This window comes from Glycocaulis abyssi (assembly GCF_041429775.1).
GTDB lineage: Bacteria > Pseudomonadota > Alphaproteobacteria > Caulobacterales > Maricaulaceae > Glycocaulis > Glycocaulis abyssi.
This window is the reverse complement of the sequence record NZ_CP163421.1, coordinates 1,888,773-1,902,210: the sequence shown is the minus strand read 5'-3', so window position 1 is coordinate 1,902,210 and position 13,438 is coordinate 1,888,773. Positions and strand designations below refer to the sequence as shown.

At 64.3% G+C, this 13,438-nt stretch carries 12 protein-coding genes and 1 tRNA gene; 12 read left to right on the top strand and 1 reads right to left on the bottom strand.

The features are described from left to right. Positions 1-133: 133 nt before the first annotated feature. From infA to AB6B38_RS09220, 6 genes are all read left to right on the top strand, one after another. Positions 134-352 carry a translation initiation factor IF-1 gene (gene infA / locus AB6B38_RS09245; RefSeq protein WP_019961978.1) on the top strand — a complete coding sequence of 73 codons (219 nt, stop codon included), beginning with the start codon at positions 134-136 and terminating at the stop codon, positions 350-352. Between the two features lie 10 nt (positions 353-362). Continuing rightward, the gene (locus tag AB6B38_RS09240) at positions 363-953 is read left to right on the top strand and encodes a nucleoside triphosphate pyrophosphatase (RefSeq protein WP_371392567.1); all 591 of its coding nucleotides are present in this window, start codon (positions 363-365) and stop codon (positions 951-953) included. After that, on the top strand, positions 953-2,011 hold the full coding sequence (locus AB6B38_RS09235; RefSeq protein ID WP_371392566.1) for a ribonuclease E/G: 1,059 nt from the start codon (positions 953-955) through the stop codon (positions 2,009-2,011). Before AB6B38_RS09240 ends, AB6B38_RS09235 begins: the two co-directional genes overlap by 1 nt. Beyond that, positions 2,008-2,184, top strand: a complete 177-nt coding sequence (locus tag AB6B38_RS09230; protein WP_371392565.1) for a DNA gyrase inhibitor YacG — start codon at positions 2,008-2,010, stop codon at positions 2,182-2,184. Before AB6B38_RS09235 ends, AB6B38_RS09230 begins: the two co-directional genes overlap by 4 nt. Before the next feature lie 259 nt (positions 2,185-2,443). Next, positions 2,444-3,865 (top strand): dihydrolipoyl dehydrogenase, encoded by a 1,422-nt coding sequence (lpdA, locus tag AB6B38_RS09225; protein WP_371392564.1) that lies wholly within the window; start codon positions 2,444-2,446, stop codon positions 3,863-3,865. 198 nt (positions 3,866-4,063) lie between these two features. Continuing rightward, positions 4,064-6,718, top strand: coding sequence for a glycoside hydrolase family 3 C-terminal domain-containing protein (locus tag AB6B38_RS09220; RefSeq protein ID WP_371392563.1), 2,655 nt, complete (start codon positions 4,064-4,066; stop codon positions 6,716-6,718). Between the two features lie 3 nt (positions 6,719-6,721). On the opposite strand, the gene AB6B38_RS09215 is transcribed toward AB6B38_RS09220, so the two are convergent. Next, complete coding sequence (locus AB6B38_RS09215) at positions 6,722-9,403, bottom strand: TonB-dependent receptor domain-containing protein (RefSeq protein WP_371392562.1); 2,682 nt, start codon at positions 9,401-9,403, stop codon at positions 6,722-6,724. A 197-nt stretch (positions 9,404-9,600) separates the two neighbouring features. On the opposite strand from AB6B38_RS09215, the gene AB6B38_RS09210 reads away from it, so the two are divergent. From AB6B38_RS09210 to AB6B38_RS09185, 6 genes are all read left to right on the top strand, one after another. Continuing rightward, positions 9,601-9,676: transfer RNA gene (locus tag AB6B38_RS09210), tRNA-Phe, on the top strand. Between the two features lie 133 nt (positions 9,677-9,809). Beyond that, complete coding sequence (locus AB6B38_RS09205) at positions 9,810-10,304, top strand: hypothetical protein (RefSeq protein WP_371392561.1); 495 nt, start codon at positions 9,810-9,812, stop codon at positions 10,302-10,304. Between the two features lie 89 nt (positions 10,305-10,393). Next, entirely contained in the window at positions 10,394-10,816 is a 423-nt protein-coding gene (locus AB6B38_RS09200; RefSeq protein WP_371392560.1) for a hypothetical protein, read from the top strand. A 213-nt stretch (positions 10,817-11,029) separates the two neighbouring features. Beyond that, positions 11,030-11,548 (top strand): polymer-forming cytoskeletal protein, encoded by a 519-nt coding sequence (locus AB6B38_RS09195; RefSeq protein WP_371392559.1) that lies wholly within the window; start codon positions 11,030-11,032, stop codon positions 11,546-11,548. A gap of 46 nt (positions 11,549-11,594) precedes the next feature. Next, on the top strand, positions 11,595-12,293 hold the full coding sequence (locus tag AB6B38_RS09190) for a ParA family protein (protein WP_371392558.1): 699 nt from the start codon (positions 11,595-11,597) through the stop codon (positions 12,291-12,293). Then, on the top strand, positions 12,239-13,438 hold the full coding sequence (locus tag AB6B38_RS09185; protein ID WP_371392557.1) for an alpha/beta hydrolase: 1,200 nt from the start codon (positions 12,239-12,241) through the stop codon (positions 13,436-13,438). Before AB6B38_RS09190 ends, AB6B38_RS09185 begins: the two co-directional genes overlap by 55 nt.

The window sequence follows — 13,438 nt, the reverse complement described above, 5'->3', positions numbered from 1 at the left end:
GCCAATACTGCGCCAAGGCTCGACGTAAGCCCACTATAGGGACTATATAGCCCGCCACGCGCCGCGAGGGGGCGAAGGCTGATTCCGGCAAGGCGAGGAAAAAGCCTGCCCATTGCCAGACAAGAGGAGCTGCATGGCGAAGGAAGAATTGCTGGAGTTTCCCGGTGAGGTCACCGAACTCCTGCCGAATGCCACTTTCCGGGTGAAGCTGGAAAACGACCACGAGATCATTGCCCACACCGCCGGCAAGATGCGCAAGAACCGCATCCGCGTGCTGGCCGGTGACAAGGTGCTGGTTGAAATGACGCCCTACGACCTGACCAAGGGCCGTATCACCTATCGCTTCAAATAGGGCGGCAGCCATGCCCGCAGATGCGCGTCTTGTACTGGCGAGTGCCTCGCCGCGCAGGCGTGACCTGCTGACGGGAATCGGCTTCCCGCCCGACGCGATTGCCCCCACCGATATTGACGAGACCGAGCATGCAGGAGAGCTGCCGCGCGATCTCGCCCTGCGCCTGACGCTGGCAAAGCTGAGCGCCGCGACCGGCCATGACGACGCCTATGTGCTGGCCAGCGACACCGTGGTCGGCGTGGGCCGGCGCATACTGCCCAAGACCGAAACCGAAGACGAAGCGCGCGCCTGCCTGGCGCTGATTTCCGGGCGCAATCACCGCGTCTTTACCGGCGTGGCGGTGCGTGCGCCCGATGGCCGGGTGTCCAGCCGCCTCTCCATGACGCGCGTGGCGGTGAAACGCCTCAGCGCACAGGAAATCGATGAGTACATCGCCAGCGGTGAATGGCAGGGCAAGGCGGGCGGCTATGGCATTCAGGGCCGGTTCGGCGCGCATATTATCCAGATCACCGGCAGCTATACCGGCGTGATGGGCCTGCCCGTCTACGAGACACGCCAATTGCTCATCGGCCTTGGCTACCGTCCGGGGGGCGCGGGCTGATGCGCATTATCGTCGCTGACCATGTAGGCGAGACCCGCGCCGCGATCTTTGAGGGCGACCGCGCGGTCGAGCTGCATCTGGAGCGCTGGAGCGAGCGGAAAGCCCGTGCCATACGCGGCGAGATTTACCGCGCCCGCGTGCGCCGTATCGAGCCGCAGCTCAATGGCGCGTTTCTCGATATCGGGCGCGGCCCCGATGGCTTCCTTCCCTTCGGCGCAGCTGGCCGCCCGGCCGGTTTCCATGAAGGCGCCGGCATTGGCGTGCAGATCGCCCGCGAGGCGTTTCAGGAGAAAGGCCCGACCCTCACCCTGCATGAGGTGGAACCCGGCGATGCGCCAGAAGCCCTTCTCACCGCGCCGCCGCTGGCAGAGCGACTGTCCGGGCTGAACGACGCGCCGATCATACAGGCCGCCAAGGCAGGTATTGATCTTGACGCCGAATTCGACGCCGCGCTGGAAGCCGATGTGCCGCTGAACGGCGGCGGACGCCTCATCATCGAGCCGGTAACGGCGCTAACCGCCATCGATGTCGATGCCGCGGGCCGCACGGGCGGGAAGGGTAATTTCGCCTTTGACCTGAACCGGACCGCCGCGCGCGAAGCGGCGCGCCAGATACGCCTGCGCGGTATTGGCGGCGTTGTGGCCATCGACTTTTTGCCGTTGAAGAAAAAGGGCGATCAGACGGCGCTTGAGGCAACGCTGAAATCGGCCTTCAAGAACGATCCGGCCAAGGTGGATATCGCGCCCTCATCGCGCTTTGCCATTGTCGAGCTGGCCCGCCAGCGCCTCGGCCGCGCTCTGCATGAACAGATGTGGGAGCGCTTCGGCGTGGAAAACCTCGAGACCTCAGCCCTCGCTGCCCTGCGCGCGCTGGAGGCCGAAGGCAGGTCCGCCCGCGCCAGCCAGCTTGTGCTGGAAGCTGGCCCGGACGTGCATGCCTGGCTCTCCCGCGATCCTGTGGGCTGGAACAAGGCGATGGCCTCGCGCCTCGGCGCACGCTTCACGCTGAAACTCTCCGACCGCCTGCCGCCGCGCGGATTTTCCGCCGGGAGGGTGTGATGAGCGCCAAGGCGAAATGCCCGATCTGTGGCAAGCCGGTCGTGCACGAATTCCGGCCCTTCTGCTCGAAACGCTGTGCCGATCTCGATCTGCAGAAATGGCTGTCCAATTCCTACGCCGTGCCCGGCGAGCCCGTCCCGCCGGAAGCCCTGCCCCCGGAGGAGGGGGAGTAGGGGTAACATGTCGGAGTCCCGGTCTCCGAGCCGGGATCCATAGTTTTATCCTCTGTCCACATACAGAGCGTTTCACCGGCGCAAGCCGGTGCCCAGACTTCTTCTGGGTCCCGACTTTCGTCGGGAAAACGAAGTGGTTGGAAGCTTCACGCATTCAAAAGAGGTTCCGGCGTCCTGCCATCTGGTAAGCACCCCCGCCCTTCCCGCATGCGCCTTGCCACGCTAAACACCCGCCAAACATCCAGACGGAGGAAGCCCCATGGCCGATATTCGCAAATGTCAGGTTCTCGTTGTCGGCGGCGGACCGGGCGGCTACCCGGCGGCCATCCGCGCAGGCCAGCTCGGCCTTGATACGGTGATCGTGGACAAGCATGGGCTCGGCGGCACTTGCCTCAACCGGGGCTGCATCCCCTCCAAGGCGTTCATCCACGCCGCTTCGAAGTATGAGGACATGGCCGGGCATGTGGGTGAGGGGTCGCTTGGCATATCGCTCAAAACCGCGCCCGTTCTGGACATGGCAGGCGTCACCGCCTGGAAGGACACTATCGTTGGCAAGCTGACGAAGGGCGTCGGCCAGCTGCTGAAAAGCGCCAAGGTCGAGGCCGTCTCCGGCTGGGCGGTATTCTCCGACGCCAAGACCTGCACGGTGGAGATGGAAGACGGCAAGACGCTGACCATCGAGGCCGAGAACGTGATCCTGGCCACGGGTTCAAAAGAGACCGAGCTGCCCTTCCTGCCTTTCGGTGACAAGGTAATCGGCTCCACGGCTGCGCTGGAACTGACCGAACTGCCCAAGAAGCTGGTCGTCGTCGGTGCTGGCTATATCGGGCTGGAGCTGGGGATCGCCTTTGCCAAGATGGGCAGCGAGGTCAGCTTCGTTGAGGCGGCTGACGCCATCCTGCCGCTTTACGATAGCGAGATGACGCGCCCGATCACGCAATGGCTCAAACGCCACAAGATCAATGTCCATCTCAAAGCCCGCGCCAAGGGTGTGGAGGAAAAGGACGGCAAGACCTTCCTCGTCTTCGAGGATGCCTCCGGCAAGGCCGAAAAGCTCGAAGCCGACCGCATCCTCGTCGCCGTGGGGCGCAAGCCCGTGACCGAAGGCTGGGGCCTTGAGACTATGGGCCTCGACATGGATGGCCCCTTTGTGAAGATCGACGATCAGTGCCGCACGCCGATGCGCGGCGTCTACGCCATTGGTGATCTGGTCGGCGAGCCCTTGCTGGCCCACAAGGCGACCGCCCAGGGCGAGCTTGTCGCCGAAGTGATCGCCGGCCATCGCCGCCGCTTTGATCCCAACGCCATCGCTGCCGTGTGCTTTACCGAGCCGGAGATTGTCGGCGTCGGCCTGTCACCCGATGAAGCGAAGAAGAAGGGCGAGAGCGTTATCACCGGCAAGTTCCCGCTGGCCGCCTCAGGCCGCGCGCTCTCCATGGAAGGCGGGGCTGATGGCGGTTTCGTCCGCATCACCGCGCGCGAGAGCGATCATGTGATCCTCGGCATCCACGCCGTCGGCAAGCATGTGAGCGAGCTGTCGGGCGAGTTTGCGCTGGCTATCGAGATGGGCGCACGCCTTGAGGACATTGCCGGCACGATCCATGTCCACCCGACCCTGACCGAGTGCTTTGCCGAAGCCGCCCTCGCGGCGCTGGGGCATCCGATCCATATTCCGGCTTGACGCGGAACAATCATCAGTCAATTTGCCGCCTTCTGACGAGGCCAGCTGGTCCTTTACCACGCAGGAAAGGCCGTTTTCCCCTGCCTGCCTGATCCCATGTGACTTGCGCTGCTTAGTATTTGTCTGACAATATTGCCCTCAACAGCAAGGCCAGCAGATGCCAGCCGGGGAGGGAATACAATGATCAGGCGCGCCGGGATGCATGTGAGGCGGAAGCTGCGGGCTGGTCTCCGGGGCAGTGTTCTGGCGGCCCTTCTGCTGCCTGTTGCCGCCAGTCCGGCCCTCGCGCAGGGCGATACGCCCGCCTATCAAGATACTTCCTTAAGCGCTGAGGCGCGCGCGGCGGATCTGGTGTCGCGCATGACGCTCGATGAAAAGGCGGCGCAACTGATCAATGACGCACCGGCCATCCCGCGCCTTGGCGTGCGCGAGTACAATTGGTGGAATGAGGGCCTGCACGGCGTGGCAGGCGCGGATATTGCGACCGTCTTTCCTCAGGCGATTGGCCTTGCCGCTACCTGGAACGAGCCGCTGATCCGCGAGATGGCCGATGTCATCGCCATTGAGTTCCGGGCCAAGCATGTCGAGACGCGTCACCGTTTCGGGGGGAGTGACTGGTTTGCCGGCCTCACCGTCTGGTCGCCGAACATCAATATCTTCCGCGATCCGCGCTGGGGCCGGGGGCAGGAAACCTATGGCGAAGACCCGTATCTCACCTCGCGGCTGGGCGTGGCTTTCGTGCGCGGGCTGCAGGGGGATGACGAGAACTACCTGATGACAGTCGCGACGCCCAAGCACTATGCGGTGCATAGCGGGCCGGAGCCGAGCCGCCACCGCGACGATGTCCACCCCAGCCCCCGCGATCTGCACGAGACCTATTTGCCTGCTTTCCGCGCCACCATAATGGAGGGCGGGGCGCACTCGATCATGTGTGCCTATAACGCGGTCGATGGTGTGCCGGCCTGCGCCAACACGCCCTTGCTCCAGCGTTATCTGCGCGAGGATTGGGGCTTTGAGGGCTATGTGGTGTCCGACTGCGAGGCGGTCGCCAACATCTATAATGCGCACGAGCATGGCTATACGCAGACGTCCGAAGAGGGCGCAGCGGTGGCGTTCCGGGCGGGCATGGACCTTGTCTGCGGCGGTGGCGGAGAGGCCGACAATATCCTCGGCGCGGTGCGTCAGGGGCTTTTGAGCGAAGCCGATCTCGACACAGCCCTGGGCCGCCTGTTCACCGCGCGCATGCGCCTTGGCCAGTTCGATCCGCCCGCGCGTGTCTTCCCGCATATCACGCCTGCCGATAATGACACCGACGCGCACCGCGCCCTGTCCCTGCGGGTCGCTGAAGAGTCGCTGGTGCTTTTGAGGAATGAGGGCGGTCTGCTGCCGCTGCGCGCTGCGCCGCGCTCCATCGCCGTGATCGGCCCTAATGCGGACAATTACGAGGCGCTGGTCGGCAATTATAACGGCACGCCCTCACAGCCGGTCACGGTGCTGGAGGGTCTGCGGCGGCGTTTCCCGGACGCTGATATCATCCACGCCGAAGGGGCTGGCCTGCTCGATCCGGTGCTGGAGCCGGTCCCTGACAGCGCCTTCTGCCGTGATGCGCGGTGCAGCCAGCCCGGTCTGGACGTCGCGCATTTTGCCTCCCCGGAGATGGAGGGCGCGCCGGTCTCGACCGGTATCGAGACGAATGCCACTATGAGCTGGGAAGGCGAGCTGCGCAGCGGCGCAGTGCGCTGGACAGGCTATATCACCGCGTCCGAAACCGGTGAGCACCGCTTCCGCTATGTCGCCAATGGCGGCTACCGCATCTGGATCGGAGACGAGCTGATCGTCGATGCCTGGGGCGTTGACTGGCGGCCGACCCTCGTGACGGGCGCAGCCATGCTGGAAGCCGGGCGCAGCTATCCCATCCGCGTGGAAGCCTTCCAGCGTACCGACAGGGGCGACGAGCGCCTGATGTGGAGCCTGCCGAGCGATACGGGTGCGCAACAGGCTCTTGCGGCGGCGCGTGAGGCCGATCTCGTGGTTTTCGTGGCAGGTCTGACCCATCAGCTTGAAGGCGAGGACCTGCCCATCGCTGTGCCGGGTTTCCTCGGCGGGGACCGGACCAGCCTTGATCTGCCCGCCACCCAGCAACGCCTGCTGGAGGAGGTGACCGCCATTGGCACGCCGGTCGTCCTTGTGCTGATGAATGGCAGCCCGCTCAACATCGACTGGGCTGACCGGCACGTACCCGCCATCATAGAGGCGTGGTATCCGGGCGGGCGGGGCGGCGACGCCGTTGCGCGTCTTATCGCCGGGGATTTCAGCCCGGCCGGACGCCTGCCGGTGACCTTCCACCGTTTCGTCGATGAGCTGCCACCCTTCGAAAACTATTCCATGACCGGGCGGACCTATCGCTATTTCACAGGGGAGGCGCTCTACCCGTTCGGCTACGGCCTGTCCTATTCCAGCTTCGGCTATACGCGCCCGCAGGTCTCGCGCGCGCGGGTACGGGCAGATCAATCCGTTACGGTGTCGGTGGATGTCACCAATACCGGCGCGATGGACGCCGACGAGGTGGTGCAGCTTTATGTCAGCCATCCTGGCGTACCGGATGCCCCCATCCGCTCGCTTGCCGGTTTCCAGCGTTTGCATCTGGCGCGCGGCGAGACGCGCACCGTGCGCTTTACCCTCCAAGACCGCGCCCTCAGCCTGGTCGAGGCTGACGGCATACGCCGCATCGAACCGGGCCCGGTGGCGCTGTGGGTTGGCGGCGGCCAGCCGGGCGGGCGTGATGGTCTTCAGCCCGCCGCTGGCGTGGAGGCTCGCTTCGAGATCAGCAGCGCAGCGGTATTGCCGAACTGATTCCTAAAATCTCGCCCCCACGCGCACATAGGCCACACGCCCGCGCGGATCATGCACCTTGGTGTCATAGCCCAGAGGCGTCGGTACAAACGGCGCGGCCTCGTCGGTGATGTTCAGTGCGCCTGCGGTCAGGGTCAGGGCGGTGCCAGAAAGGTCGAGCGTGTAGCGGCTCTGCAGGTCGAGCACGGTCCAGCTTGCGACATCGCTGCCCGCGCCCTCATCATTGCGGTATCCGGCGATGTGACGCACGCCAGCGCGCGCGCCGAACGCCCCGCTGGTCCAGTCCAGATAGGCGCTGGCACGCCAGTCCGGCACCGAACGGGCGAAATTGGTGAAGTTGCGATTGCCCAGAGCGTCAATCTCGCGATTGAGCACAGGGTCCACAATGGTGAACTCGCCAATCCAGCTGGCGTCCACGCCCCAACCGAGCGCTCCGCCCGCCAGATCGACCGGATCACCGCGCAAGGCGAGGTCAATGCCAGACGCATCGACGCGCGGCGCATTGACGAAGGCGGCGCGCACCAGCACCACATCGCCCGCCGGGGAGAGCTCGATACGCGGATCGTCAAACTGGCCATTATCAGCCAGATCGGCGGCGATGATCGCATTGGCGCTCTCGCGCACGATGAGGTCCTCATAGCGCACCCGCCAGCCATCAATGGTGGCGTTCACGCCTGAAACCCGTGCAGACAGGCCGGCCGAGAAGGTTTGCGCGCGTTCGGGATCAAGGTCCGGATTGCCGACCGTGCGCACCGGGCGGAACAGGGCCTGTGTGCCGATGGTCAGCGATTGCAGCGTGGTCGTGGCCGAGACCTCCTGATGCAGCGACGGCGCGCGGTAGGAGCGCGACCAGGAGGCGCGCAGCGTCACGGCCTCGGTCACGTCAAAGGCCGCCGCCACGCGCGGATCGGTAGAGGAAAAACCACCCTGGCGCTCATGGCGCGCGGCCAGCTGCAGGCGCAGGCGCTCTGTGACTGGCAGAATCGCATCGGCGAAGAGTGCTTGCGCGCTGCGCGCGCCCGCATAGTCCGGCCCGCCGACGATGAAGAGGAAATTGTCCGCGTTGAAATCATCGCCATGGTCAACACGGTAGGATTCGCGGCGCAGATGCGCGCCGAACGCCGCCGAGACCGGGCCTGCCGGCAGGGTGAGAAGCGCATCCGTTGCGGCGGTGAACTCAGCCGTCACAAGGTCGGCGTGTGAGTTGCGGATGTTCTCGCCGATCATGTAATCGATGACGGTCGGGTCATTATAGCGCGGGTCGGACGGGTCAGTGACAAGCCCGCCGGAGCCGAACGGGTTGAAGAAGAAACAGCCCTGCGACTGATCGCCAGCCGCCACGCCTTGCCCCGGCGCGCGCACCGGGCAGTCCGCCCCGCCAAAGCCCAGGATCGCGGCATCGAAATTATCGGCCAGCGTATCGGTGATCGTCGCGCGCAAGCTGTTGCGCGAATATGTCAGATCGGCGCTCAGCGTCCAGTCGCGGTTCAGAGCTTGCATATCGTGTTCAAGGCTGGCTTCGGCGCGCCAGGTGCGGTGTTCAAACTCGCGCCGCGCTGCGCCCGCGCGCTCGCCCAGCGGACGGCCGAGCCAGACCACATCGCGCCCGAACGGGTTGGCGGGGTGACTGGCGGAGATGGTGGGAAAGCGCAAGTTTGCCAGCGAGGGCGAATTGCCCCGCTCCACATTCTGCGCATTGCCCGCGAGGCGCAATGTCAGGCGCGTATCGCCGAAATCGCCCGAAAGCGCGGCAAAGCCGGAAAGCCGCTCCTCATCGGTCAGCACCGAGAAGAACTGGCCAAAATCCAGCCCGCAAAAGCCGGTCTGGCCGAAGGCGGTCTGTGCGCCGGTGGCCATGGGCCGTCCGCCCGCCGCCACGCAATCAGGGTCGAGTATGGGAGCCGGGCCACCGCTGGCATTGGTCACTTCAAACCCGCCGCCGGGCGCCAGGATATAGAAGGCGCCGGGCTGGCCGAGCGAGGAGAGACCGGTGCCAGGGGCGAACGGGGTCTCGAAGCCTTCCAGCCCCGTGCGGTCGAACCATTCTACCGTGCCGGCAACATGCCAGTTGCCGAAGGCTCGCCCCGCAATGGCGCCTAGCGTGTATCCTGCGCCGGAGCCGGAAAATTCTGTCGGTCCGCGCCATTCGGCGAAGGTTTCAACGCCTTCAAACCGGTCGCGCGTGATGACATTGATGACGCCGGCCACCGCATCCGCGCCATACACCGGCGAGGCCCCGTCTCGCAGGATTTCCACGCGTTCTATCGCCAGCGAGGGCATCAGGGCATTGAAATCGACGAAGCTGGAGCCATCGTCAGCTGCGACGCTCGCCACGGTCTGGCGCTGGCCATTGACCAGAACCAGAGTCGCGCCAAGACCCAGCCCGCGCAAATTCACATTCGACGTGCCAGAGGTGTCGTTTTGCGTGCCGGGATCTTCATTGAACTCCGACCCCGTCACGAAGGTCTGGAAGACCAGCGCCTCGCCGATACGGGCAAAGCCCGCCGCGTCGATTTCCTCGCGGCCAATCGTGGAAACCGGCCGGTCGGCTTCCAGCGCCCCCGGTGCCCGGCCACCGGTAATGGTGATGACCTCACGCGGCGCGTCTGTGTCCTGGGTATGGGCAGGCAGCGCGAAGGCGCACAGGGCAGTACTGGCCAGAAGGCCGCGAAGTATGGCTTGCATGGGAGTATGTCTCGTCAGGCAGGGAACGGGTCGGGACAAGCCGGTTAGCAGCGGCACTGGCGCGGGGCAAGGCGTGACGGGCGTTCACATAGTGCCCGGCATTCATGTGCAAAGCGTGGGCGCAAGATGCGCCAACCCCCATGGACAGGGGCAAAAACCGGCCCTATAAACCGCGCTCTTCCGGTTTGCCGGAGTGTGCCCAGGTAGCTCAGTTGGTAGAGCAGCGGATTGAAAATCCGCGTGTCGGTGGTTCGATTCCGCCCCTGGGCACCATTGCTTTCTCTCTCCGCATGATGGTGCTTTGACGGTGGCTCCTGGCCATACTACGTGATGTCCGGGCCCAAAGCGGGTGGCTATTCACGATGCCGGGTGCGCTGTATTCTCCAGCGGTGAGGGAGGGTCTGTCATGCGCTTGAGAATTGCCGCTATTCTGGCCGCCGCCGGCGTGTTGTCAGTGAACGCGTCTCATGCCTCCATTCCGCCGCCCTATGCCGTGCAGCTTGTCTCGTCAGACAATGAAGCGCGCGCGATTGGCGATGCGCTGATCCAGTATATGAGCACGATGGGTGCTTTCTCTCGTCACCCTCTCGCGGTGCCGCACGGACACATTGCCGCCTGCATGGAAGAGGCGGACTTCGAAGCCTGCGCGCGTCAGCATGTGCCCGCACGCGGCCACTGGCAGGAACCCGCGCCCATGGTCATACGCGTTGAACCGGCCGGGGCTGGCAGTCTGATTTTGACCTGTGTCGGTTCGGGCCAGCATCGCCCGTCCACCGGGCAGCAGCAGGTGGAGATTGACGTGCAGACGGCGCTTTTCGGCGATGGTGATGCAAGGAACGATCAGCTGCGCGCAGCTTTGGCCTGCCTGCGCTCTGCTGCTCTGGAATCCAGCGCCCCCTAGACTGCGGTGTTCAGCGCATGTTCATGTGTTGACGCTCACGCTGACTGCTGCGCCGTCAGTACAGGTTTAGCGGATTGGGAGTCGTGCTCATGCTGCGCTTATGTCTGGGAGCTATCGGCCTCGCTGCGTTAGCGTTCGCCGATATGGCTGAGGCCCAGAGCCTGTCTGCCGGTGATTACGAGCTGTGCTCGGTCTACCGGTACGATGGCAGCTTTGCCGGATATGACAGTGCCTGCCTGGCACGCCAGCGCGCGGCGATACGCCGGTATGCAGAGCATCCAGCCGGCAGCCGTCCGGGCCGTCATTCCGGCCAGTATTCATCCGCGCCGGTATCGCCCGTCTACGGACAGACGGGCAATCTGTGTCCGCCCTGGGCCAATAATGGCCGGGGCTACACCTCGACCACCCGGCCCGGCAGCTATGGCGTGGTCTATGGCACGTTCAATTCCGCCTTCAATGGCCAGCCCTGCATTCCCAATAGCGCCAATCAGTTCCTGCGTGGCGTGAACTAGCCGGGGCAGGGGAATCGCCTGGGCGCGCGCTGCGCTGCCCGGCTCAGGCGCCTGACTTTGATGCAGGCATGGCACGCGTATGCCGGCGGCGGGACTCCACCTAGTTGTTAATAATGGTGTCAGGGGCTTGCTCTTGCACTCAGTCCGGTGCTGGATAAGTACCCGCCTATCGGCTAGCACTGCGATAAATCACAAAAGAGCTGGGGTCCCCTCATGAGCAATTCCTCTACCACTTCCAAACCTGCCAAGATTGGCATTCCCGACAATGGCGAAGAACTCGCCTTCTTCATGGGCGAAAAATGCTCCGTGGAGGGGGCTGTCCTCGATGTTGACGGCGCGGCCCGTATTGACGGCCAGTTCAGCGGCAAGCTGCGCGCGGTACACCTGATCGTCGGCGAGAAGGGGCATGTCGCAGGCGACATCTCCAGCGAAACCGCCGATATCATGGGCAGTGTGGAAGACACGCTGGTACTGTCTGGCAAGCTGACCATTCGCGAGGCCGGCCGCATTGAGGGTCAGATCACCTATGGCTCGCTGGAAGCCCATGAAGGCGCCCAGCTGATCGGCCAGATCAACACGCAAGGGCGTGCCACGCGCACCGAGGGCAGCTCGTCCTTAAGCAATCTGCGCTCTGCGATCTCGCAATCGGCCCGTGACACCGGCGCGGCGCCGAAACCGGCCGACACACCGGCGGCCAGCGATAGCGGCGACAACAGCGACAGCGAATCCTGATCTGCAAACCGGCAGCGTCAGTTGAGGGATGCAGGATGGTAAGGCGATGAGCTGCACCACCATTATGTTCGCCAATGCCAAGGGTGGTGCGGGGAAAAGCACGCTGGCCTTTCTCAGCGCCATCCATTTTGCCGCGACATACGATCTGCGTGTGTGTGTGATCGATTTTGATCGCCTGCGTACCACGTACAATGCCGTGCGCCGCTTTTCCGGCTCCGGCGTGCAATCCTATTATCTGGCTGACGAGCACGGCGAGGGGCACAAGGTTGCGCCCGATGCCGTGCGCTCTGCGCTGGACACCCGCCGTTCAGCTAGCGACGTCCTGTTTGTCGACACACCGGCGGGCTTTCCTGCCGATACAATGGTGCCGGCCATCCAGCCCGATGCGATATTCGTCCCGGTGGCGGTATCAGACGCCGACATCATGGCGACCAAAGCCTATCTGCCGGAGCTGGAAGAGGCGGCTGCGCGCATGGCACAGGCAAATGGGCATCGTCCACGGATCATGCTCGTGCCCAATCAGGTATTCAGCGACGATCAGACGTTGCGGATACGCGACGCCTTCCGCGGACATTCAGTCAGGATCGCGCCAGCGCTTGCCTTCTCGCGGGCGTTACGCGAAGTCTTCCACTTCGAGCCGGGTGACACCAATATCGCCTCGGTTTTCCTCGAGGATGGCGGCTTTTTCCGATGGATGTCAGCAGATATCTTTGCCTTGCGGCAGATGCGGGCCCGGCAGGGCTGACCCGGCTTGCCCGGACAATTGGCGTCATGCTGGCATTGGGTGCGGCCAGCGCGTGTGCGCCAACCTTGAGCGTCACTGAGTTTGCCGAACTCCCCCGCGAGGTTGCCCAGCAGCCCATTTTGACGGTTTCCGGCCGTGCGCCTGTGCACGACGCCACGCTGTTTGGCCGTGAGCGCTCAGAAGCGCTCAGCTACGGTGTGCATACGGTTTCTATTCCGCCTGAGCGTGAGCCGGGCCGCATCCGCTATCCGCGCGGGACGCCGGACCCGATGCGCCATTTCACCCTGGCCTTTGCCGAGACGCTGGACGGGCAGGACGCCTTTCTGGGCGGATTGAACCGCAAGCTGTCCCAGCTGGACGAGGAAGAGCGCATCCTCGTCGTCTTCGTTCACGGCTATAATGAAACCTTTGGCAGCGGCCTGTTCCGTTTTGCCCAGATGATGCACGATTTCGAGATACCGGGCGTACCGCTCTATTTTGCCTGGCCGAGCGCGGGCGACCCGCGCTTCTATGCCTATGATCTGGACAGCGTGTTCATCAGCCGGGACGGTCTGGCAGACACGCTGCGCCTTGCTGCGCGCGCGCAGGCAGACCGCATTATGATTATCGCCCATTCCATGGGCTCGATGCTGACGCTTGAAGCGCTGCGTGACCTGTCGGAAGCGGGCGAGAGTGAGGTGCTGGCGCGTATTGGCCAGGTGGCCCTGATGTCGCCTGATCTCAGCGTCGATGTTTTCCGTAGCCAGCTCGCCACAATCGGTGACGCATCCGACATTGATTTCATCGTGTTCACCTCCACCCGTGACCGCGCCTTGCGGGCCTCCGCCGTGCTGCGCGGCCAGACCGACCGGCTGGGTTCACTGCGTTCGGTCGAGGAAGTGGCGGATCTGCGTCTGACGGTCGTGGATGTATCGGGCTTCAACACCGCCGATCCGCTGCGCCATTCCACGCTGACCATGTCGCCGGAACTTATCGCCCTGTTTGCCGGCACGCGTGATTTCGGGGTGGAAGCGCCCCAGCAGGCCGGTGCGGTACGCGGGCCTTTGAGCCTTTCGGTCAATGTGGTGCGCCAGGCCACCGAGATCATTCTGGCACCGGCTGCTGCTGCCGCAGGCGCCATTGAAGGCACCGGCGCGCGGCAGTAA